Origin of the sequence: Pseudomonas typographi, assembly GCF_014694385.1 — a bacterium.
Classification (GTDB): domain Bacteria; phylum Pseudomonadota; class Gammaproteobacteria; order Pseudomonadales; family Pseudomonadaceae; genus Aquipseudomonas; species Aquipseudomonas typographi.
In genome coordinates this window covers 33945-55311 of sequence record NZ_JAAOCA010000015.1, presented here as the reverse complement: position 1 = coordinate 55311, position 21367 = coordinate 33945, and the positions used below count along the sequence as shown (strand labels likewise).

At 60.1% G+C, this 21367-nt stretch carries 20 protein-coding genes; 11 read left to right on the top strand and 9 right to left on the bottom strand.

All coding sequences use genetic code 11. From position 1 onward, the window contains the following. Positions 1-41: 41 nt before the first annotated feature. Positions 42-1481, bottom strand: a complete 1440-nt coding sequence (gene cls, locus HAQ05_RS13305; RefSeq protein ID WP_190421325.1) for a cardiolipin synthase — start codon at positions 1479-1481, stop codon at positions 42-44. 131 nt (positions 1482-1612) lie between these two features. Here cls and HAQ05_RS13300 point away from each other — a divergent pair, with 131 nt between their 5' ends. Further along, the gene (locus HAQ05_RS13300) at positions 1613-2134 is read left to right on the top strand and encodes a DUF3617 domain-containing protein (RefSeq protein WP_190421323.1); all 522 of its coding nucleotides are present in this window, start codon (positions 1613-1615) and stop codon (positions 2132-2134) included. Between the two features lie 155 nt (positions 2135-2289). On the opposite strand, the gene HAQ05_RS13295 is transcribed toward HAQ05_RS13300, so the two are convergent. Continuing rightward, on the bottom strand, positions 2290-2643 hold the full coding sequence (locus tag HAQ05_RS13295; protein WP_190421321.1) for an NADH:ubiquinone oxidoreductase: 354 nt from the start codon (positions 2641-2643) through the stop codon (positions 2290-2292). A gap of 18 nt (positions 2644-2661) precedes the next feature. On the opposite strand from HAQ05_RS13295, the gene HAQ05_RS13290 reads away from it, so the two are divergent. After that, positions 2662-3618: a CobW family GTP-binding protein gene (locus tag HAQ05_RS13290; protein WP_190421319.1), complete on the top strand. Its 957-nt coding sequence runs from the start codon at positions 2662-2664 to the stop codon at positions 3616-3618. On the opposite strand, the gene HAQ05_RS13285 is transcribed toward HAQ05_RS13290, so the two are convergent. Continuing rightward, a complete protein-coding gene (locus HAQ05_RS13285; protein ID WP_190421317.1) occupies positions 3609-3998 on the bottom strand; it encodes a DUF3301 domain-containing protein in 390 nt (129 codons plus the stop codon). The genes HAQ05_RS13290 and HAQ05_RS13285 overlap by 10 nt on opposite strands. Positions 3999-4117: 119 nt before the next feature. On the opposite strand from HAQ05_RS13285, the gene pdxY reads away from it, so the two are divergent. Beyond that, positions 4118-4984, top strand: a complete 867-nt coding sequence (gene pdxY, locus HAQ05_RS13280; protein WP_190421315.1) for a pyridoxal kinase PdxY — start codon at positions 4118-4120, stop codon at positions 4982-4984. 112 nt (positions 4985-5096) lie between these two features. Here the strand turns inward: pdxY and HAQ05_RS13275 are convergent, their stop codons facing one another. The 4 genes from HAQ05_RS13275 to uvrD all read right to left on the bottom strand — a co-directional run bounded on the left by HAQ05_RS13275 (position 5097) and on the right by uvrD (position 10252). Then, positions 5097-5594: an acyl-CoA thioesterase gene (locus tag HAQ05_RS13275; RefSeq protein WP_190421313.1), complete on the bottom strand. Its 498-nt coding sequence runs from the start codon at positions 5592-5594 to the stop codon at positions 5097-5099. Between the two features lie 697 nt (positions 5595-6291). Continuing rightward, positions 6292-6699, bottom strand: a complete 408-nt coding sequence (locus HAQ05_RS13270; protein WP_190421311.1) for an SMI1/KNR4 family protein — start codon at positions 6697-6699, stop codon at positions 6292-6294. A 270-nt stretch (positions 6700-6969) separates the two neighbouring features. Beyond that, the gene (locus HAQ05_RS13265) at positions 6970-7821 is read right to left on the bottom strand and encodes a Tim44 domain-containing protein (protein WP_190421309.1); all 852 of its coding nucleotides are present in this window, start codon (positions 7819-7821) and stop codon (positions 6970-6972) included. Between the two features lie 250 nt (positions 7822-8071). After that, a complete protein-coding gene (gene uvrD / locus HAQ05_RS13260; RefSeq protein ID WP_190421301.1) occupies positions 8072-10252 on the bottom strand; it encodes a DNA helicase II in 2181 nt (726 codons plus the stop codon). Between the two features lie 287 nt (positions 10253-10539). Between uvrD and hexR the strand changes: the two genes are divergently transcribed. Together hexR and HAQ05_RS13250 are read left to right on the top strand one after the other, a co-directional pair. Then, entirely contained in the window at positions 10540-11406 is an 867-nt protein-coding gene (hexR, locus tag HAQ05_RS13255) for a transcriptional regulator HexR (RefSeq protein WP_190421299.1), read from the top strand. Positions 11407-11502: 96 nt separating this feature from the next. After that, the gene (locus tag HAQ05_RS13250; RefSeq protein ID WP_190421297.1) at positions 11503-11643 is read left to right on the top strand and encodes a PA3496 family putative envelope integrity protein; all 141 of its coding nucleotides are present in this window, start codon (positions 11503-11505) and stop codon (positions 11641-11643) included. Here the strand turns inward: HAQ05_RS13250 and HAQ05_RS13245 are convergent. Continuing rightward, positions 11627-12607, bottom strand: coding sequence for a LysR family transcriptional regulator (locus HAQ05_RS13245; protein WP_190421295.1), 981 nt, complete (start codon positions 12605-12607; stop codon positions 11627-11629). The genes HAQ05_RS13250 and HAQ05_RS13245 overlap by 17 nt on opposite strands. A gap of 185 nt (positions 12608-12792) precedes the next feature. On the opposite strand from HAQ05_RS13245, the gene HAQ05_RS13240 reads away from it, so the two are divergent. The 6 genes from HAQ05_RS13240 (at position 12793) to HAQ05_RS13220 (ending at position 20183) form a co-directional block, all read left to right on the top strand. After that, positions 12793-14208 (top strand): acetyl-CoA carboxylase biotin carboxylase subunit, encoded by a 1416-nt coding sequence (locus HAQ05_RS13240; RefSeq protein ID WP_190421294.1) that lies wholly within the window; start codon positions 12793-12795, stop codon positions 14206-14208. A 101-nt stretch (positions 14209-14309) separates the two neighbouring features. Beyond that, on the top strand, positions 14310-16130 hold the full coding sequence (gene oadA, locus HAQ05_RS13235; protein WP_190421292.1) for a sodium-extruding oxaloacetate decarboxylase subunit alpha: 1821 nt from the start codon (positions 14310-14312) through the stop codon (positions 16128-16130). A gap of 320 nt (positions 16131-16450) precedes the next feature. After that, positions 16451-17545 (top strand): HlyD family secretion protein, encoded by a 1095-nt coding sequence (locus tag HAQ05_RS13230; protein WP_202988067.1) that lies wholly within the window; start codon positions 16451-16453, stop codon positions 17543-17545. Position 17546: 1 nt separating this feature from the next. Next, entirely contained in the window at positions 17547-18239 is a 693-nt protein-coding gene (locus HAQ05_RS28685) for an MFS transporter (RefSeq protein WP_238936523.1), read from the top strand. A 37-nt stretch (positions 18240-18276) separates the two neighbouring features. Next, positions 18277-18627 (top strand): hypothetical protein, encoded by a 351-nt coding sequence (locus tag HAQ05_RS28680; RefSeq protein ID WP_238936522.1) that lies wholly within the window; start codon positions 18277-18279, stop codon positions 18625-18627. Positions 18628-18716: 89 nt separating this feature from the next. Beyond that, positions 18717-20183, top strand: coding sequence for an efflux transporter outer membrane subunit (locus HAQ05_RS13220; RefSeq protein ID WP_190421290.1), 1467 nt, complete (start codon positions 18717-18719; stop codon positions 20181-20183). A gap of 140 nt (positions 20184-20323) precedes the next feature. Here the strand turns inward: HAQ05_RS13220 and HAQ05_RS13215 are convergent, their stop codons facing one another. Further along, a complete protein-coding gene (locus HAQ05_RS13215; RefSeq protein WP_190421288.1) occupies positions 20324-21178 on the bottom strand; it encodes an AraC family transcriptional regulator in 855 nt (284 codons plus the stop codon). Positions 21179-21367 lie beyond the last annotated feature (189 nt).

Here is a 21367-nt window from a genome sequence, read left to right as displayed (position 1 = left end):
TTCCCCACTTGCTGTAGGAAACTCCTTCAATTGTCTCAAGGCTAAAGAATCGGTGAAATCAGCCGGGCCACCCGCATCCCCAGCTTTTGCAGGCGGTGCGTACGCTCGCTGTCCTGTGCCGTAATTTCCCGTGCCAGGGCGAAGTCGGCATCGAGCATGTGTTCTACCTGGGCGGCAAAGTCAGCGTCCACGGTAATCAACATCACCTCGAAATTCAGGCGGAAAGACCGGTTATCCATGTTGGCGCTGCCAATGGCGCTCACGTGGTCGTCGATCAGTACCACCTTTTGATGGAGAAAGCCCGGGCGGTAGCGGAACATCCGCACGCCCGCGCGTACCGCCTCGAACGCATACAAGCTGGACGCGGCATATACTATCTTGTGGTCAGGCCGGGCCGGCAGCAGGATGCGTACCTCCACGCCACGCAACACCGCCAAGCGCAAGGCCGCGAGCATCGCTTCATCGGGGATGAAGTAAGGGCTGGTGATCCAGATTCGTCGCTTCGCGCTGTGGATGGCTTCGAGAAAAAACAATGCGCAGGTTTCGTTAGGGTCGGCTGGGCCGGTTGCCAATACTTGGCAAAGCACGCCGTCTTCCGGGTAGTGGTCGGGTAGTAACAGCGGTGGAAGCTCCCGGGCCGCCCAGTACCAATCCTCGGCGAACGACTCCTGCAAACTGGCCACGGCCGGGCCGACTACCCACACGTGGGTATCTCGCCAGGGTGAAAGGCGCGGGTCGTCGCCCAGGTATTCGTCGCCCACGTTGAGGCCACCGACAAAGCCCTTTTCGCCATCGACGACGACGATTTTTCGGTGGTTTCGAAAATTGACCTGGAATCGATTGATCAAGCCTTTGCGGGTGGCGAAGGCTTTGATTTTCACGCCGGCCCGCTGCAGCGTGGCGATGTAGGCCGAAGGCAGGGCATGGCTGCCGACTTTGTCGTATAGCACATAGATTTCCACCCCTTCGGCAGCCTTTTCCATCAGGCACGCTTGCAGCCTGCGGCCGATCAGGTCGTCGTGGATGATGAAAAACTGCACCAGCACCACGTGGCGCGCGTCACGTATGGCGCCTAGGATCTCGGTAAAGGTCGCCTCCCCGTTTATCAGCAGGCCCACCCGGTTATTAGCCAGGCAAGGCGTGCGCCCGAGCCTGCGCAATGCGCGCAGCGCGCCATACGCCTCCGACGCCTTCGCCGCGATGGCTTCTTCGATCCATGGCCGCCAGTTAAGGTCGGCGATGGCATTGTGCATCTCCCTATTGGCTTGGCGCCGCGCACGGATGTAAGCATCGAACGCGCTACGGCCGAAGATCAGGTAGGGCACCAACGTAACGTAAGGGATGAAAAACAGCGACATGGCCCAGGCGATGGCGCCTTGGGCGGTGCGTACGGTAAACAGCGCGTGTATCGCGGCGGCGACGCCCAACAGGTGTATAAAGCCAAGCACGTAAACGAGAAAAACGGGTATGTGATAATCCATAAGGTTCCACGCCAGGAAAACGACATTGTGCTGCCTGGGACCATAGCGGGGTTCCGACGCGGCATCTACCCCTGCGCAACGTATTGTTCTTATTCGTGTCAAAGTGCCTGTTGATCACTGGAGGCATTTTCATGCGTTCTCGCGCCGCGGTACTTTTAACCTTGTTGTTGGCGCCCCTGGCCCACGGGCAAATGTTACAACCCGGCTTATGGGAGCTCACCACCAGCAACATGCAAGTCGATGGTAAGCCGCTGCCAGACATGCAGTTTATGCTCGACCAACTGAAGAACCTGGCCCCAGAGCAGCGAACGATGATGGAGCAGGCACTCGCGAACCAGGGTATTACCGTGGGCGGTAACGGCATCCGCTCCTGCCTGACCCCCGAGCAAGTCAAAACCAACGACATCCCTCTGCAAGACCCGAAGTCCGGCTGCACCCAGCAGATCACGGAACGTAAAGGCAACGTGTGGAAATTCCGCTTCAATTGCCCGAAGGCTCAGGGGGCAGGTGAGGCACATTTTCTCAGCGATCGCGAATTCACCACCACCGTATCGGGGACGTTTAATGCCTCTGGCACAAGCCAGCAGGGCAGCATGAATACCCGGGCCTTATGGTTGGGCACCGACTGCGGCGCCGTAAAACCACGCAGTTAACGTTCCACGTGGAACCCTCGCCATAGCGTTACAACATAATTTATAGCGTACCCTGTGCACTGACTCTGGGGTGTTCTACCGGCGCAGTCGGGGTGTGGATAAGTCTGATTGACTACGGGTCACAGCCCTTGGGTCGGGTTGGCGGGAGGGGCGGGTCAGGGTTTTATCCACACGCCCTGGCTCTTCTGCGCGCAGAAGGGTTGCAGGAATCGCTCGTCGGCCGCCACGCCGTAATAATGGATATCTTGCCGGTAAGGCATGTTATCCACATGGGCATTGCTGCAGACCCCGAAAGCCCCGGCGGGGCAGTGTTCGGCATAACTGACAGTGACCTTCTGCCCCTTCAATGAAGGTTTGCAAAAGCCCTCGGCGAACAATTGGCTGGGGATATTTCGGTTTTCCTCGCATACCTTCACGTCCAAGTGGTCAGCCTCGCTGTGGACAATGCAGGCTTGCCCCCAGCATGATGTGCTGATGATGCCGAGAAAAATTATCCACATTCCCCTCATTGCTGTTTACACCTTTTAATGAATACCAAGCTCAGCGACATCACCACGCACCTGATCGCCGGGCCGCTAGGGGCCGGTAAAACCAGCCTGGTCCGCCATTTGCTCGGGCAGAAACCACCTGGGCAGCGCTGGGCGGTTTTAGTCAATGAGTTCGGCCAAGTGGGCCTGGACGCAGCGTTGTTGGCCTGCGACAGCGATGGTATCGCAATTGGGGAAGTGGCTGGGGGGTGCATTTGCTGTGTCAACGGTGCGCCTTTTCAAGTGGCGTTGGCGCGGTTGCTGCGCAAGGCGCGGCCGCACCAGCTATTTATCGAGGCCTCCGGCTTGGGGCACCCATTACCGCTTTTGCGGCAATTGCAGCAGCCGCCCTGGGCTGGGGTGTTGCAGGTGCAGCCGCTGGTGATGCTGCTTGAGGCAGCAGGTGGGGCGGTGCCGGCAGAGGGCTCGGCGGACGCTTATGAAGCGGCCGGGTTGGTGGTGATCAACAAAACCGACCTGGCCACGCCGGGCGACCTGGCGGTAGCTCGCCAGCGGTGGAGCGGCCGAGCGTACCGCTGTGTCAGCCATGGCCAATTACCCTATGGGGCCTTGCCGCTAAGCCGCGTGCCCGCTGTGGATAACGGCCAGGCATTGCCTGCCAGCCTTGAGTGGCCGGCCCCCTTGCCGCCGGTGCCCCGGGTACAAACCCAACAACTGGCTGGTTATTGGTCGATAGGTTGGCAATGGCCCGCCGCGTCTACCCTCAGCACGGGTGCGCTGATTAGCTGCCTACGGGCGTGGCCATGGCAACGCGCCAAAGCAGTTATCCACAGCCGTGGTGGCTGGCTGAGCCTGAACGCCCGCACACCTGCCGAACTGGATTGGGAGCCTTCCCAATGGCGGCGTGACAGCCGGCTAGAGTTGATTTTCGGCGCGCCGCAAGCATGGGACGAGCTGCAGGCCGCCGTAGGGGCTTGCCTAAGCGCTCAAGGTTGACGCTTTTTGTGGTCTTGCCGCCATTGGCTGAGTTCGATGATCTCTGCCGAGGGCTGCGGTTTGATCTCGAACGGATAGGGCGCTAGCTCAATTTGAGCAGAATGGGCACCGAATTGGGTAAGGGTACCGGGGTGGCGCTGCTCACCGGTAACGGTGAACTCGAACGTGTAAAGGCGGGCGAAACGCCGTATACCCTTGGCATCGCGCACCAGGGCGAAGCGTTTGAACGCAACGTTTTCATCCAATAGCTCAAGGTCGAGCTGGGCACAGTGGGCCTTCACCCGGGCCAAAGCCTTTTCCCTCAAGCCATGGTTATGCCAAAGCCAGGCAGCGAAGCCTATGAACAGCATCAGCACCAACAGATTCTCAAGGGTCAACATCTACGAATGCTCCAACTGAACACCTTCAGCTTACCTGCGTCCCAGGCCTGTCGTATAGGCCACTTTTGGCGCCATACTGGCACCCCCCAGTTACCTTTTCTACCGACCTGGATTTACCGATGAAACGCACGCCACACCTGCTCGCTATTCAGTCCCACGTGGTTTTCGGCCATGCCGGAAACAGCGCTGCGGTGTTCGCCATGCAACGCATGGGGGTGAACGTATGGCCGCTCAATACCGTGCAATTTTCCAATCACACTCAGTATGGTCATTGGACGGGCCAAGTGCTCGATTATGAGCAAATTCCTTCGTTGGTCGCTGGCATCGAAGCGATTGGAGAGCTGCCCCAGTGCGATGCCGTACTCAGCGGTTATTTGGGCAACGCGGCCCAGGGCCAGGCCATTCTTGAGGTGGTGCAGCGGGTAAAAGCGGTAAACCCGAAGGCTATCTACCTGTGTGACCCCGTGATGGGCCACCCGGAAAAAAGCTGCATCGTTGCGCCACAGGTGTCTGAGTTCTTGCTTGAAGGGGCATTGCCACGGGCTGATGTGCTATGCCCGAACCAATTGGAGCTCAATACCTTTTGTGGCCGCACGGCGCAAACACTGGCCGATTGCGTGGAAATGGCCCGAAGCCTGCTGGCCCGTGGCCCCAGCATGGTGCTGGTGAAACACCTGTTCTATGGCGAAAAAGACCCGCAGGTATTCGAAATGCTATTGGTCACCGCAGGTGGGGCCTGGCACCTGCGGCGCCCATTGTTGGTGTTTCCAAAAGCCCCAGTCGGCGTGGGTGACCTTACCTCCGGGCTGTTTCTCTCCCGCTTATTGCTCGGCGACAACCCCGTGCAGGCGATGGAAGCCACCGGTGCCGCCGTGCATGAAGTGTTGCTGGAGACTCAGGCCTGTACCACTTACGAGTTGCAACTGGTACGGGCACAAGATCGGATCGTTTACCCGCGCGAGCGTTTTGCCGCGGTCGCGCTCTAGTGGGTGCCAAGCGTTGGCTGCACAATTTCGACGGGGCGTTTTGCTGCTGGGCGGTGCTTTGCCCGGCAACACCCTGCACACGCCTTGTGCGAACTGCTGGGGCACACCCCCACTAGCCGGCCTCGCCGGTATCTTCGGCGCGAAGGTCGCGGTAGCGCTTTTCAAGTTCCTGGCGAATCAGCCGGCGTTGCTGGGCCTGGGCAAAGCGCCGCTTGCCATCGGCATTGTGCGGCTGTAAGGGGGGCACAGGGGCGGGTTTGCGTTGCTCGTCCAAGGCGACCATGGTGAAAAAGCAGCTATTGGCATGGCGAACCGAGCGCTGCTGGATGTTTTCGGTGACCACCTTGATGCCAATTTCCATGGACGTATTGCCTGTGTAGTTCACCGAGGCCAGGAAGGTGACCAGCTCGCCGACGTGGATGGGCTCGCGGAAAATAACCTGATCGACCGACAAGGTGACCACATAACGGCCGGCGTACCGGCTGGCGCAGGCATAGGCCACTTCGTCGAGGTATTTGAGCAGCGTACCGCCGTGTACATTGCCAGAGAAGTTGGCCATGTCCGGCGTCATCAGCACCGTCATCGTTAGCTGTGCGTTTCCAGGTTCCATAATGTGCTCACGGTCAGTTTGATCGACACGCTCTTGTAGGCGCTGGCTAGGGCGTTTTCCCATCCTGCTGTTGCTGACGCCGAACAGCGCTCGCCCGTCACGGCCGGCGGTTCTGTTTTTTGCGTATTGCACAGCGGCTTCGAAGCGAGCCGCAATGTTATCTTGGCGTTTGTAACAGAAGCCGTGGCGGAATAAAGAAGTTTTCACACTGCCCGCCATCGCATTCATTCAGCGCCTATGGGTTCGCTGATTCAGCCTGCCATTTTGCTCGAGTAGTTGGGGATCACGCTATTGCCACCTTGCGCCAATGCTGGGCGAATACAGGGCCCATCGGGTAGCGGGCGACGGTAGTAGGCAAACGGCATTGTTTCGCGGGCTGGCGTTGCTGGTCGTGCTGCTGTTTTAATCGCGGCTTATCGCAAGATCAAGGCGCTGACGATGCTATTGGCTGAAGTGAATGGGCCGGGCACCCTACGCAACGGGGTGCACAGACCGTCGCCAAAATGATCCCCAATAACGGCGCCGAGGTTGGAGGCCTTGTCGGCGGGCATTCGGCCTACCCGCAACGGCTCGCGATCATCGGCCTGGTGGCGGTGCAGTGATGGCGCTGGATGATCCGCTTGCCCGCAGTTGGCACTGCTGGAAACCTTCAGCAATGCCAACTGCGGGCCCTTCACTCACGCACTAAGCCGGCCGGTCAGGACTCTAGCCACACGTCGCGGGCCCAGTCCCATACGCTGTCCCAACTGTCATCGGTCACGGCCCCTTCGTCGGCGTCCCACAGCAACACGGTGCCGGTTTCCTCGACGGCGTAGTAGTTTGCCCCGTCTTGGCACAATGGCACCAGTTCACGCGGTAGGCCAACATCCCAGGCGGTGGCGGCGACTTCAGGCAGGTAGGTATGAGACTTAGGGTCGGTGACCGTCACCGGCTCCAAGGTGCCGTAGATGACGTCACTTACGGTAAGCAAATACTCCTTCATCTCTTCCGGAATGTGGATGAGCAGTAATTCTTGGATCTCTACCAGCAATTCTTCTTCTGGAAGTTCCAGCGGCACGGGCACCGGTTCATTGGCCTCGCGCAACTGTTCGATCACGTCTTCCATGGAAAATGTCCTTCTCGGTTGGTTCTGGCGACTACCAGGGCAGTTTGCCCCGACTACTCATTCCCGATAGTAGAGCAATTTACATAAAGCAAAACCCCGGGGCCGGCCCGGGGTCTGTGAAGCGTGGTTTTTACGCCGAATGGTACCGTGCCGTAGTTCAGACGCCTGGCGGCACAACGTTGGCGCCGGGTTTTGCTGCCGGGGCGCGTTGCGCTTTGCTCGCCCGGCGACACGGTTTACATGCTGACGCTTATGTAAATTACTGAAACATTAGCTGTTCTGGCGTATACCGGCGATCAGCCAAGGCTGGTTTTCACCCGGCGCGCGCTCCATGTTCCAGCTTTCGCTAAAGAATTCGCCCTGGTCGAAACGCGACTCTTTGGAGACGCCGGTGAACGTGAGGGTCGCGATCGTTTTGTCCGCGCGGTCCTCGACACCGTCCACCTGAACCTGCAAGTTATCGATGTAGGTGGCTTGGTAGCCATCGCCCAGTGCGGCGCGCTCCTGCTTCAGCGATTGCAACATGGCTGGGGTGACGAACTCGGCGATCCTGTCCATTTCATTGGCATCCCAATGCTGCTGCAACGCATTGAAGTGCTCACGTGCAGCACCCAGGAACGATTGCTCGTTGAACCAGGCCGGTGCATGGGCGGTTGGGCTGGCGGTGGATGCGGCAGCGCCGCCGAAGGTGCCGGATGCGGAAGTATTGGCCGCTTCGCGCTGGAACGGTACTGGGCCGGCGGCAGTGGCCGCCTGGGGTGGCTGGTGTTGGCGGCGGCGCGCGGCGATGAACCGGAATATCACGAAGGCAATCAGGGCCAATATCAGGAAGTCGAAGAACTGGAAGCCTTCGAAGCCATCCCCCATGAACATCGATGCCAGCAGGCCGCCTGCGGCGATACCTGCCAGCGGGCCCAACCAACGCGAAGCGCCACTGGCCGCCGGGCGCCCGGCCTGGGCGGCACCAGGGGCTGCCGCGGGGGTGGCCGGTGCGGCCTGGCGGGTTTGGTGGGTGGGGGCTGCGCCCATGCTCTTGCCGCCGCCGAAGCGTTTGGCGGTAGCATCCAGGCTCATCGTCAAGCCGATGCACAGCGCCATGGCAATGCTGAGAAAACGTTTCATAGCGGTTTCCACTGTTTGTACGGATAAGCCCCATGTTGCACACAGAGGTAGCCGTAGGCTAGCTGGAGATTGTTTCCGGCTTTTACCAAATGTTTACAAGATATGGCGAATGGGCGGTTTCGAGCGCTGGCGGAACACAGGTTAGCGGCCACCTTTTGCTAGCGGGCGGCATTACCGCTGCTCGCCCGGCAACCCTATTCACCCATCGGTGCTGGTGCGAACGTTCGAAACACGCCACGCGCCCGGCCGCTCAACCTTCCAGCGGCGTCAGCTTGGCATAGCCCAGCATCAGCCACTTGCTGCCTTCATCGAAGTTCACCTGTACCCTCGCCTGGGCCCCTGACCCTTCGAAGTTCATGATTATGCCTTCACCGAACACCGCATGCTGAACGCGTTGGCCCAGGTTGAAGGCCGTTTGCGGGATGCTTGCATTGGCGAACAGGCTGCTGGTGCTGGAGGTGGGTTGGCCATAGGGGCGGCTGACGCTGTTCGACAGGCGTACCTCGCGCAGCAGCTGCGGCGGGATTTCGCGCACGAACCGCGACACCTTGTTATAGGTTTCGCTGCCATAGAGCCTGCGGGTTTCGGCGTAGGTCAGCACCAGGTGCTGCATCGCCCGGGTGATGCCCACGTAGGCCAAGCGCCGCTCTTCCTCGAGCCGGCCGGGTTCTTCCATGCTCATTTTGTGGGGGAACAGGCCTTCTTCCAGCCCCACCAGGAACACATGGGGAAACTCCAGGCCCTTGGCACTGTGCAGGGTCATCAATTGGACGCTGTCTTCGTGTTCGTCGGCCTGGGTGTCGCCGGCTTCAAGCGATGCGTGGCCGAGAAAGGCGGCCAGTAGGGTTTGGTCGTCTTCGGGGTCTTCTTTTTCGAATGCCCGTGCAGCACTGACCAGTTCCTCGAGGTTTTCCACCCGGGCTTGGCCTTTTTCACCTTTCTCGGCTTCGTGGTATTCGATCAGCCCCGACTGCGCGATCACCAATTGGGTCATTTTGTGCAGGGGTAGTTCAAGGGTCTTGGCCGCCAGGTCTTCGACCAGCTCGATGAACGCGGCCAAAGCGTTGGCGGCCCGGCCTTTGCCGGCCGCCGCCAGCTCACCCATGGCTTGCCACATTGAAACTCCCGCCTGGCGGGCATGGGTTCGAATGGCTTCCACGGTTTTTTCGCCGATGCCACGGGGTGGCACGTTGATTACGCGCTCCAGCGCGGCGTCGTTTCCGCGGCCATCGAGCAGGCGCAGGTAAGCCATGGCATTCTTGATTTCGGCGCGCTCGAAAAAGCGCTGGCCACCGTAGATACGGTAGGGAATGCGCTCGCGCAGCAGTGCCTCTTCGAGCACCCGCGATTGTGCGTTGGAACGGTACAAGATGGCAATTTCCCGGCGAGCCAAGCCGGTTTTCAGCGCGCTTTCAATCGTTTCGACCACATAACGTGCCTCGTCCTGCTCGTTATAGGCCGCGTACAGGTGGATAGCCTCGCCTTCGCTGCCGGCGGTCCACAGCTCCTTGCCTAGGCGCCCGCTGTTGTTGGCAATCACCGCATTGGCCGCGCTGAGGATCATGCCGGTGGAGCGGTAGTTTTGCTCCAGGCGAATGAGTTCGGCATCTGGGAAATCGCTGGAGTATTGCTGGATGTTCTCGATTTTGGCCCCGCGCCACCCATAAATGGACTGGTCGTCGTCACCCACCACCATCAAGCTCTCGCCGCCACGGGCCAGCAACTGTAGCCAGGCGTACTGCACGGCATTGGTGTCTTGAAATTCGTCGACCAACACATGGCGAAAGCGCCGCTGATAGTGCTGCAGCAACGTGGGGTGGTCGCGCCAGAGGTCGAGCGCGCGCAGCAGCAGTTCGGAAAAATCGATCACACCGGCGCGCTCGCACGCTTGCTCATACGCTTCGTAGATCGAGCGCATGGTGGTCATGAACAAATCGCCGCTGGGCTGTAGGTTCTGTGGGCGCAGCCCTTCGTCCTTCTGGCCGTTGATGAACCATTGGGCTTGGCGTGCGGGCCACTTGGTATCATCCAGCCCGAGTTCGCGAATCACTCGCTTGACCAACCGCTGCTGGTCGTCGCTGTCGAGGATCTGAAAATTCTGCGACAGCCGCGCCTCCTGCCAGTGGGCGCGCAGCAACCGGTGCGCCAGGCCGTGGAAGGTGCCGACCCACATGCCGGCGGGGCTGATGCCGATCAGTTGTTCAATGCGTTGGCGCATCTCGCTGGCAGCCTTGTTGGTGAAGGTCACCGACAGCAGCGAATGCGGCGAGGCGCCTTCAACCTGCATCAGCCAGGCGATGCGGTGCACCAGCACACGGGTTTTGCCCGAGCCGGCACCGGCAAGAACCAACTGGCGCCCCAGCGAGGCGGCTACCGCCTGGCGTTGGGCATCGTTGAGTGAGTTAAGCAGTAGGGAGACGTCATCGTGCATCGGCGCATTCTAGGGCGCGCGGGCGGCGGCGGCAAACTTGATGGTGGCCGGGGCCGCAGGTAGTGGGCAAAGCGGGCGAACCGCCGGGCGACGATAAGCGCTGCATCGGCTGCACTGGGCGGGGGTGTAGAGCTACCACTTGCGTGGCCCCATAGCCGCGCCGCTATGGGCTTGAGCATGCCCTATAATGTGCCCGGCGGTTTAGCTGGGCCTGGCAACAGGCATGTAGTATAACTACAAAAAAGAGGCCTTTCGGGCCATGCCAGCCATGAGATGAGTTCCTGCCTTTGAACCTTTTGCAGCATATCGCACAGTCACGCCACCTTCTGCGCAAATCCGAGCTGAAGGTGGCCGATCATGTTTTGCATGATCCTGCGGCCGTTATGCACAGTTCGATGGCGGACCTGGCCCACCATGTGGGCATCAGCGAACCGACGATCGTGCGATTTTGCCGCGCAATCGGCTGCGGCGGTTTCCAAGACCTCAAGCTCAAGTTGGCGCAAAGCTTGGCAGCGGGGGCAAGCTTTGGCCAGTTCGCCATCCATGAAGACGACTCGGTCGAAGATTTCAGCCTGAAAATTTTCGACACCACCTTGCATACCCTGATGGAAGTGCGCGAGCAGCTCGACCCGCGGGCCCTGCAACGCGCAATCACCGCCATGGCGCAGGCGCAGCGGGTGGAGTTCTATGGCTTCGGTGCTTCCGGCGCGGTGGCCGCCGATGCCCAGCACAAGTTTTTTCGCTTGTTGCTGAGCGCAGCGGCCTATTCAGACCCGCACATGCAGGCGATGTCGGCGGTCACCCTCAAGCCGGGCGACGTGGCCGTGTGCATTTCGCAGTCCGGCCGTTCCAAGGATTTACTGATTACCGCCAACCTGGTTCGGGAAACCGGCGCCTCGCTGATTACGCTATGCCCCAGCCAAACGCCGCTGGCAGAATTGTCGTCGGTGAACCTGGCGATCGATGTGCACGAAGACACGGAAATCTACACCCCCTTGACGTCGCGTATCGCCCACCTGGTGGTGATCGATGTGCTGGCGATGGGGGTGGCCATGGCCCGCGGGCCGGCGTTGGTAAACCACCTCAAAAGCGTCAAGCGTAGCCTGCGCAGCTTGCGCCTATCGCCCAAGTCGGTGAAATCCCTGGACGACTGAGGCATTGGCCCGTCATGCCGGTGTCATACCGCCGCCCTTAAAGCGTAACGCGCAGGCGCCACCCTGGAGGCCCCGAACTCGAACAGGATGACACCCATGGCGCGTTCCTTCGAAGGGCAAGGCAACCGCAAAACCCGTAAGCAACAAGAAGATACCCGCCGCATGGCGTTGCGCCGTGCGATCGAACGCCGGGAGGATGAACGGCGGCTGCTTGCCCAGCTCAGCGATTTTCCTTGATCGGGCTTATGGCAACGCCCGCCAGCGTTGGGCTGGCGAAGTGTTCAGCCAGGGTGCTGATCTGCTGGCGCTGGCCCCGTATGAAGGCCAGAAAGGCCGTCGCCACCGGTGATTGGCGCTTGGCCTTGGCATTGACCACGCACCAGGTGCGGTAAAGCGGTAACTGCTCCACCGGCAGCTCGGCGAGCACACCGAGGCGCAACTCCAAGCGCAGCGCATGGCGTGTCATCAAGGCAATGCCTAGCCCGGCACTGACGCATTCTTTTTGTGCATCCGCCGAGGCGACCTCCAGCGTTTGGGAAAAATGCACGCGTTTTTCCTTGAAGAACTCGTCGCAGGCTTGGCGGGTGCCAGAGCCTTGCTCCCGAACCAATAAGCAACACGGCTCCAGGTTCTGCAAGCGTAAACGTTTGTGCAGTAGCAACGGGTGGCCCGCTGGCGCCACGGCCACGATCGGGTTGTTCAAGAATGGCAAGAACTCCAGGCCCATGTCCTGCGGCACCATCGACATGATGGTGAGGTCGTCGCGGTTGTCCGACAGCCGGCGAATTACCTGGGCGCGGTTGGCTACCGTAAGGTTCAAGCTCACCTCAGGGTGCTCACGCTTGAAGGCGGCGAACAGGTGCGGCACGAAATATTTGGCGCTGGATTCCACCGCCAGTTTCAATTGCCCTTGCAGCGACCCCTGCATATCCGAAAGCTGCATGTCGAAGCTTTCGAGGCGGCCGAAGATGTCGCGGCTGGCATGCTGCAAGGCTTCAGCCGCATCGGTGAGGTACAAGGTCTTGTTCACGTATTCGAACAGCGGCTGGCCGACAACGTCCTCAAGCTGGCGAATTTGCAAACTTACCGCCGGCTGCGTCAGGGACATTTCTTGCGCGGCGCGGCTGTATGAGCGCAAGTCGCACACTTCGTTGAACACCTGCAGTTGGCGCAAGGTGATACGCATCAGGGATTTACGCATTTGTTTGTGTGCTCTTTGGCGGCGTTTCGGACCAACTATAAGTGATTGCTAATGTGTAACCTAACAAAGATTAATTTTAGTTAATTGCTGTACGGGGCTAACGTGGCGGTGCGACAGGTTACTGGCGTTCCGGTCGCGGGCCAGCGCTGCTGGCCCATTTCGATTGCAGATCGAGGGAAGCCCAAGTGATAAGAAAAATCCTCATCGCCAACCGGGGTGAAATTGCCGTCCGAATCGTGCGAGCTTGCGCAGAAATGGGCATTCGCTCCGTTGCGATCTACTCCGAGGCCGACCGCCATGCCCTTCACGTCAAGCGTGCCGACGAGGCGCACAGTATCGGCGCGGAGCCATTGGCCGGGTATTTGAACCCGCGTAAGTTGGTGAATTTGGCGGTGGAAACCGGTTGCGATGCGCTGCATCCGGGTTATGGGTTTCTCTCGGAAAACGCTGAGCTCGCAGACATCTGCGCCCAGCGAGGTATCAAGTTCATCGGCCCAAGCGCCGAGGTTATTCGCCGCATGGGCGACAAAACCGAGGCGCGGCGTAGCATGGTGGCCGCGGGCGTGCCCTGCACGCCGGGCACCGAAGGCAACGTGGCAGACCTTGCAGAGGCATTGGCCGAGGGGGAGCGCATCGGCTACCCGGTGATGCTCAAGGCCACCTCCGGCGGGGGCGGCCGCGGCATCCGCCGGTGCAATAGCCGGGCGGAACTCGAGCAGGCGTTTCCACGGGTGATTTCCGAGGCCACCAAGGCATTCGGCTCGGCCGAGGTGTTTCTGGAAAAATGCATCGTCAACCCCAAGCACATTGAAGCCCAGGTACTGGGCGATAGCTTCGGCAATGTGGTGCACTTGTTCGAGCGTGACTGCTCGATCCAACGGCGCAACCAAAAGCTGATCGAAATTGCCCCCAGCCCCCAGCTAACGCCCGAACAGCGCGCCTATGTGGGCGACCTCGCGGTGCGTGCCGCCAAGGCCGTGGGCTATGAAAACGCAGGCACCGTGGAGTTTCTGCTCGCCGAGGGCGAAGTGTACTTCATGGAAATGAACACCCGCGTGCAGGTCGAGCACACGATCACCGAGGAAATCACCGGGATCGACATCGTCCGTGAACAGATCCGCATCGCCTCCGGCCTGCCGTTGTCGGTCAAACAAGAAGACATCGTCCACCGCGGCTTCGCATTGCAGTTTCGCATCAACGCCGAAGACCCGAAGAACAACTTCTTGCCCAGCTTTGGCAAGATTACCCGCTACTACGCACCCGGCGGCCCAGGGGTGCGCACGGACACGGCGATCTACACCGGCTACACCATTCCCCCTTATTACGACTCGATGTGCCTGAAGCTGGTGGTTTGGGCACTTACCTGGGAAGAAGCCTTGGACCGCGGCCTGCGTGCGCTGGACGACATGCGCGTGCAGGGGGTGAAGACCACGGCCGCGTATTACCAGGAAATCCTGCGTAATGCCGAGTTTCGCAGCGGGCAGTTCAACACCAGTTTCGTCGAGAGCCACCCGGAACTCACCCAATACTCGATCAAGCGCAAACCCGAAGAACTGGCCCTGGCCATCGCCGCTGCCATTGCGGCACATGCAGGCTTATGAATAAGCGGCGGCATGCCGCAAGCGATGGGTTGCAAGTAAAGGCAAGGCGCGCTTTTGCTTGGGCTGGTCGCTTGGCGCGTGTTGCTTAAGAGGAGCTTACAATGTCTAAGAAAATCTTCGTTACCGACACCATCCTGCGTGACGCCCACCAGTCGCTGTTGGCGACCCGCATGCGCACCGAAGACATGCTGCCGATTTGCGATAAGCTCGACAAGGTGGGGTACTGGTCGCTGGAGGTTTGGGGAGGTGCGACGTTCGACACCTGCGTGCGGTTCCTCAAGGAAGACCCATGGGAACGCTTGCGCACGTTACGCGCGGCGCTGCCCAACACCCGCCTGCAAATGTTGCTGCGTGGGCAGAACCTGCTTGGCTACCGCCATTACAGCGACGACGTGGTCAGGGCGTTCGTGACCAAGGCGGCCGATAACGGCATCGATGTATTCCGCATTTTCGACGCCATGAACGACGTGCGTAACCTGCAGGTGGCCGTGGAGGCGGTGAAGGCCGCGGGCAAGCATGCCCAAGGCACCATCGCCTACACCACCAGCCCGGTACACACCATCGACGCGTTCGTTGCCCAGGCCAAGCAGATGCAAGCCATGGGCTGCGATTCGGTGGCGATCAAGGACATGGCCGGCCTGCTGACCCCCTACGCCACGGGGGAACTGGTCAAGGCATTGAAGGCCGAGCAGTCACTGCCGGTGTTCGTGCATGCCCACGACACGGCCGGCTTGGCCGCCATGTGCCAGCTCAAAGCGATCGAGAACGGCGCGGACCATATCGACACGGCGATATCCAGCTTTGCCTGGGGCACCAGCCACCCCGGCACCGAATCGATGGTGGCCGCGCTCAAGGGCACTGAGTTCGACACCGAACTGGACCTGGCGCTGTTGCAGGAAATTGGCTTGTACTTTTATGCGGTGCGCAAGAAGTACCATCAGTTCGAGAGCGAATTCACCTCGGTAGACACCCGGGTGCAGGTCAACCAGGTGCCGGGTGGGATGATTTCCAACCTCGCCAACCAGCTCAAGGAGCAGGGGGCGCTGAACCGGATGGGCGAAGTGCTGGCAGAAATACCACGGGTGCGTGAAGACCTCGGCTACCCGCCACTGGTCACGCCGACATCGCAAATTGTGGGCAGCCAGGCGTTCTTCAATGTGCTGGCGGGCGAACGTTACAAAACCATCACCAATGAGGTGAAGCTGTACCTTCAGGGTCGCTACGGTAAGGCGCCCGGGCACATCAACGAAACATTGCGGCGCCAGGCCATCGGCAGCGAAGAGGTTATTGACGTGCGCCCGGCCGACCTGCTCAAGCCTGAAATGGACGCACTGCGCGCCGACATCGGTGAGCTGGCGCACAACGAAGAGGATGTGCTCACGTTCGCCATGTTCCCCGACATCGGCCGTAAGTTCCTTCAAGAGCGCGCGGCGGGCACGCTCACGCCCGAGCCCCTGCTACCCATCCCCATGCCTGGGGCTGGCGGTGGCGCTACGGCGGCCAGCGGCGGCGGCGTACCCACCGAATTCATCATCGATGTGCACGGCGAAAGTTACCGTGTCGATATCACCGGCGTAGGCGTGAAGGCTGAGGGCAAGCGGCATTTCTACCTGTCGATCGACGGGGTGCCGGAAGAGGTGGTGTTCGAACCCTTGAACGAATTCGTGGCCAGCGCTGGCAATGGCAAGCGCCAGCAAGCGAGCGCCCCCGGGCATGTCAGCACCACCATGCCGGGCAATATCGTCGATGTGTTGGTAACGGTGGGCGACCAGGTCAAGGCGGGCCAGGCCCTGTTGATCACCGAAGCGATGAAAATGGAAACCGAAGTGCAGGCGCCCATTGGCGGCAAGGTGTCGGCCATTCATATCGCCAAGGGCGACCGCGTCAACCCGGGTGAAGTACTGATCGAAATCGACGGCTGAGCCACCGTTTCACTGGTTAACCTCTAGGGGAGCTTCGGCTCCCTTTTTTTTAGGCCGCCGCCTTCCGATAGTAGCGACCTCCGCGCCGCACGATGGCAAATCGGGCGTCTGCGCGACACCCCGCCCCAACGCTTCCTTCACCCCATCGCGCGGCATCGAAGTACGTTTCAGCTCGGTTTGGCTGGATTGGATAATAAATTGACCAATTATCGCAACACGGAAGCCTGTTGCCCCGGTTAGGCTACGTCTGATGATGGTTTGCCGTGCGTCAGCAGATGCCGCTTGGCCAGCCAGCCGGTTTTCGCCAAAGGGAAGAACCCATGAATCCAGTCAGTCCCGCCGAAAAGGCGGGGCCTCGAAAGATGTTCACACATGCCGTTGCCATAGTGGCCATTGCTGCGGTGTTTATTGTGGGCGGTATAGAGGGTACCCGCTACTGGAACGTCGGTCGATTCATCGAATCAACGGATGACGCTTACGTGAAAGCAGACGCCACGATTATTGCGCCAAAAGTCTCTGGTTATGTTGCAGACGTGACCGTGGACGATAACCAGCCAGTGAAGGCGGGCCAGCTCCTTGCGCGCATCGACGACCATGACCTTCGCAATGCCTTGGATGGCGCGACGGCCGATGTTACTGCGGCTATCGCATCGCTTGCCCATCTGGACGCGCAGCTTGCTGCCCAGGGTTCGTTGATCCGCCAAGCTGACGCGAGCGCCACCGCGGCTGCCGCGTCCTTGGACCTGGCCCAACGTAATGATGCCCGACGCCGGACGATGGCACAGGTTGGTTATGGTTCGGTAGAGCAAGCGGACAATGCCTCGACAAGCGCGAAGCAGGGGCGTGCGGAGCTTGATCGGCTGCAGGCTGCGGCACTGACAGCTCGGGACCAGGTCACAATTCTCAGAACGCAGCGGCAGCTTGCGCAAGCCCAATTGGCGGCAGCCGAGGCCGCCAAGCATCAGGCTGAGCTTAACCTTAGCTACGCCGGTATCGTCGCCCCTATCGACGGCACCGTGGGGAACCGCACCGTGCGCAGGGGGCAGTATGTTCAGGCGGGCACCCAGCTCATGGCACTCGTGCCGTTACAGCACGTCTATGTCATCGCCAATTTCAAAGAGACTCAACTCACAGGGGTTGAGCCGGGGCAGAGGGTGCACGTTCGGGTCGATACATTCCCAGGCCACGACATCATCGGCCGAGTCGACACCATCGCCCCCGCCAGCGGCATGGAATTCAGCCTGTTGCCCCCCGACAACGCGACCGGCAATTTCACAAAGATCGTTCAACGTATCCCCGTAAAGATCCTATTCCCGCTCGACGATGCGCTCGTAGGTCACCTCCGGCCGGGTATGTCGGTCGAAGCGTCGATCGATACCAGAGCGCCGGCCTCTGGGCGCATTCAAGGGGAATAACATGGCCAATGCCGCACTTACCGCTACCAGGGCCGCAGAACCGGGCCCCCCGCGCCACGCCGGCGAGGCGCCTGTCTCGGTCAAGACGTGGGTTGCTGTCGTCGGCGCCGCTTTTGGCGCGTTCCTCGCGATCCTGAACATCCAGATCGTCAGTTCCTCGCTGGCCGACATTCAGGGTGCCATCGGCGCGGGGGCGGATGAGGGTGGGTGGATTACCACGGCTTATCTGGTGGCAGAAATCATAGTCATCCCAATGAGTGGCTGGCTTGCGCGCGTATTTTCCGTGCGAACGTATCTGCTTACGAATACGTTCCTGTTTCTGCTCCTGACGGTCGCCTGCGCGTTCACCACCAATTTGGGGCAGATGATAGTGGTTCGCGCACTGCAGGGGTTCGCCGGTGGCGTGCTCATTCCGCTGGCGTTTTCCATCATCATGACCCGGTTGCCGCCCTCCAAGCATCCGATCGGCCTGTCGATCTATTCGATCTCCGCTATCTTCGCGCCCTCGATCGGGCCGGTGATCGGTGGTTTGTGCAACCAGACTTTCGGTTGGCAATCAATTTTCTACGTGAATCTTTTGCCCGGTGCTTTTATGTTCGCGATGCTTTGGTATTCGCTCGATCCCGAGCCACGCCAATTAGGATTATTGCGACGCGGTGACTGGTTAGGCTGCTATTGCGGTCTCGGGAATTGAACGCGAACACGCGGGTTCGGCGGCTGCCATCTTCAATATGATTCGCAATATGGGCGGCGCTATCGGCATTGCCGTGATCCAAACATTTCTAACCAAGCGAACGCAGTTTCACTCCGACGTGCTGACCCCGCAGGTGTCACTGCTTAACGACGCCACGCGCACCCGTTTGAATCAGCTCACGCAGTATTTCCTACAGCATGGCGTCTCCGACGCGGCCTACGCCCAACATAAAGCCATGGTCGCCATCGGGCGCGGCATTCACCGCCAGGCGTCAATCCTCGCCTACAGCGACACGATCATTCTTCAAAGCGCACTTCTCGGGCTGGCGCTGCTCGCGGTTCTGATGCTGAAGAAAACCAGGACGGGTTCTACCGGAGAAGCACATTGACTGTGGACAAGTCGCAACGCTCACATTCCAAGCCCCTTTCAATAGGCCTTAATTACCTACGCGGCACTCCCCCGCCCGCGGCGGTAGGGTTGCTCGTAACGCTGACCCTCGGTGGCTGCACGGTCGGCCCGAGCTATGAGGCGCCCGCCCCACCTAGCGCCCAGGGCTATGTTCAGCAAAACCACGCGGCCAGTTCCCGCGACATTGGCCAGCACGTGTCCATAGGTGAAGCGCTACGTAAGGACTGGTGGGCGTCGCTGGAGTCGCCGCCGCTCAATCAGCTCGTCGAGCAGGCGCTCACCTACAATTGGTCCATCGAGGTTGCCCGAGCAAGCTTGGCCAAAGAGCAAGAAACGATCAAGGTCGCCCGCGGCGGCTTGTTTCCAACCATTGACCTCACAGCCGGTGCCGAGCGCCAGAAGTATGGGGCCTTTGATCAAGGCTCCAGCCTTCCGGTGTTCTCCGCTTACGAAGGCGGCGCGGCGGTCAGCTACGACCTCGATGCATTCGGGGTGCGGCGCGGCCAGGTCGAGTTGGCGTCAGCCAATGCCGAAGTGCAGGAAGAAGTCCTGAATGCCGCCCGCCTGAATATCGCCGGCGACACGGTTCTCGAAGCATTGCAAATCGCCTCGGTCAGGGCCCAGATAAATGTAGTGACAAGTGTGATCGCGTCCGATCAACGAAACCTGGCGTTGGTCGGCAAAGCCTGTGAAGTCGGCGTAGCGACACAGGGCGACGTCACCTCGGCACAAAGCCAGCTCGATCACGATCGCACCTTGCTCCCGCCGCTGCATCAACAACTCAACCTCTCGGAGGATGCGTTGGCGGTGCTTGTAGGCCAATCGCCAGCGACTTGGGCTGCCCCGGACTTCAATCTCGAAGCGTTGACGCTTGTGCAAGACATTCCTTTGGTGGTGCCATCGGAGTTAGTGCGCAGCCGGCCAGACATACGTGCCGCGCAAGCCAGGCTTCATGCCGCCAGCGCTGCGGTAGGCATAGCCACGGCCGATATGTATCCGCACCTCACCTTGAGTTCGGGCATCAGCCAGCAAGGGCTATTCTCCGGCCCTGCCAGCATGGCTTGGAATCTCATCGGCGGCCTGACGGCGCCCGTCTTCAACGGAGGTGCGCTCTCGGCACATCGCCGCGAAATGCAAGACGCTTATCAGGCGGCGTTTGCGCAATACCAGCAAACGGTGCTCGACGCATTCAAACAGGTCGCAGATCACTTACACGGGCTGGCAAACTCCGCTGATGCACTGGTGACCGAGCAGCAGGCACTGCACTCGGCCAGCGACGCGCTCAGGCTGAGCCGGTTGGGATACAGCATGGGCAATACCGGGGTCGTTCAGGTTCTCGATGCACAACGCCTTCAGCAACTTGCAGAGATTCAGCTGGTTCAAGCGCGAACGCAGCGTTATGTACAGACAGTCAACCTATTCCTGGCGGTAGGCGGCGGCATCACCGATCCTCCGCTTGGGTCGCGGGGAAACAGTGCTGCCGAAAGTGATAGCGCTGTCTTGTCCACTTCTGCCGCAAATGGAAGCGATCAGTGAATAAGGCGCAACCATCGAACTACAGCGGCGATGGTCAATGCTGAATACAGCAAGTGCGCAATGGCAGAGAAGGTGGCCCGCTGTGGATATCGAGGCGCTCACCCCTGAGGCAGGGTGGGGTTCACGTTAAGCGAGCCAGATTAACCCTGGTTAGAAAGCATGATGCCCGGGCCAACGTGGGCTTCGCCACCCGTGGTGTTGGCCATTCGATCCGAAAGGTATCGCGCCGGTGGTTTGCCTACGGCTTTACGGAACATGGTGACAAAACCACTCGCGCTCTCGTAGCCCAGGTCTAGCGCCACCGTCTGTACACTGTCACCCTTGGTCAGGCGCTGAAGCGAAAGGATTACATGCAGTTGCCGGCGCCAGCGGCCGAAGCTCATTCCGATTTCGTGCAACAGAAGCCGGCTCATGCTTCGCTCGCTCATCCCGATACGGGTAGCCCAGTCGCCCATCGAGGTTTTGTCAGTAGGGTCGGCCAACAGCATTTCCGCGAGCCGGCATAACCGCGCATCGCGTGGCATGGGCAAATGCAGGCCCTCCACCGGGGCAGCCGCCAGCTCATCCAGCAACGTGGCGATCAGGCGGTCTTCGCGGCCCCCTCGTGCATAGAGCTCAGGGAACCCTGCGGCCGTCAGAATCAACTCGCGTAGCAGCGGTGATACCGCGAGGGTGCAGCAGGTTTTCGGAAGGTCCGGTGCGGCGTTGGGCTCCACGAACAGGCAATAGCATTCTGTTTCTCCGGAGCCGCGTGCCGAATGCGGTAAACCCCCCGGTATCCACACCGCACATTGTGGCGGCACAATCCACACGCCATCTTCGATCTCGCAGTTAAGGACGCCACGCACGGAATAGAAAAGTTGGGCTTTGCGGTGCTGATGCCTCGCCGCTTCCCAGTCTTTGGACACCATTGTGTTACCGACGGCGAAAACAGGCCGAGGGACGCTATCCACATCCTTGGTTACGATCAAATTCTTGCTTATCGCCTTCGACATGCTGGGGGCTTGGCCTTAATCGGGGCGGTTCGTTTGGCGGAATTGCCCGCCATCATTATGAATTTATGCGACGGCGTCCAGCGGCCTACGCGGTCGCATGAAAGCCATTTTGCTTGAACGAAAGGCCATACCCTTATGGAATGGCGCCTTATAGGGGAAAAGGTGTTTCTTCCAATGCCCGCGCAGCGC

What these genes read in the sequence shown, in the direction of transcription:
- HAQ05_RS13265 (WP_190421309.1), bottom strand. Translation starts at nt 7,821, where the DNA reads ATGAAACGTTTTCTCAGCATTGCCATGGCGCTGTGCATCGGCTTGACG.
- HAQ05_RS13270 (WP_190421311.1), bottom strand. Translation starts at nt 6,699, where the DNA reads ATGGAAGACGTGATCGAACAGTTGCGCGAGGCCAATGAACCGGTGCCC.
- HAQ05_RS13295 (WP_190421321.1), bottom strand. Translation starts at nt 2,643, where the DNA reads ATGAGGGGAATGTGGATAATTTTTCTCGGCATCATCAGCACATCATGC.
- uvrD (WP_190421301.1), bottom strand. Translation starts at nt 10,252, where the DNA reads ATGCACGATGACGTCTCCCTACTGCTTAACTCACTCAACGATGCCCAA.
- oadA (WP_190421292.1), top strand. Translation starts at nt 14,310, where the DNA reads ATGTCTAAGAAAATCTTCGTTACCGACACCATCCTGCGTGACGCCCAC.
- pdxY (WP_190421315.1), top strand. Translation starts at nt 4,118, where the DNA reads ATGAAACGCACGCCACACCTGCTCGCTATTCAGTCCCACGTGGTTTTC.
- HAQ05_RS13275 (WP_190421313.1), bottom strand. Translation starts at nt 5,594, where the DNA reads ATGGAACCTGGAAACGCACAGCTAACGATGACGGTGCTGATGACGCCG.
- HAQ05_RS13245 (WP_190421295.1), bottom strand. Translation starts at nt 12,607, where the DNA reads ATGCGTAAATCCCTGATGCGTATCACCTTGCGCCAACTGCAGGTGTTC.
- HAQ05_RS28680 (WP_238936522.1), top strand. Translation starts at nt 18,277, where the DNA reads ATGATTCGCAATATGGGCGGCGCTATCGGCATTGCCGTGATCCAAACA.
- HAQ05_RS13230 (WP_202988067.1), top strand. Translation starts at nt 16,451, where the DNA reads ATGAATCCAGTCAGTCCCGCCGAAAAGGCGGGGCCTCGAAAGATGTTC.
- HAQ05_RS28685 (WP_238936523.1), top strand. Translation starts at nt 17,547, where the DNA reads ATGGCCAATGCCGCACTTACCGCTACCAGGGCCGCAGAACCGGGCCCC.
- cls (WP_190421325.1), bottom strand. Translation starts at nt 1,481, where the DNA reads ATGGATTATCACATACCCGTTTTTCTCGTTTACGTGCTTGGCTTTATA.
- HAQ05_RS13250 (WP_190421297.1), top strand. Translation starts at nt 11,503, where the DNA reads ATGGCGCGTTCCTTCGAAGGGCAAGGCAACCGCAAAACCCGTAAGCAA.
- HAQ05_RS13215 (WP_190421288.1), bottom strand. Translation starts at nt 21,178, where the DNA reads ATGTCGAAGGCGATAAGCAAGAATTTGATCGTAACCAAGGATGTGGAT.
- HAQ05_RS13285 (WP_190421317.1), bottom strand. Translation starts at nt 3,998, where the DNA reads ATGTTGACCCTTGAGAATCTGTTGGTGCTGATGCTGTTCATAGGCTTC.
- HAQ05_RS13290 (WP_190421319.1), top strand. Translation starts at nt 2,662, where the DNA reads ATGAATACCAAGCTCAGCGACATCACCACGCACCTGATCGCCGGGCCG.
- HAQ05_RS13300 (WP_190421323.1), top strand. Translation starts at nt 1,613, where the DNA reads ATGCGTTCTCGCGCCGCGGTACTTTTAACCTTGTTGTTGGCGCCCCTG.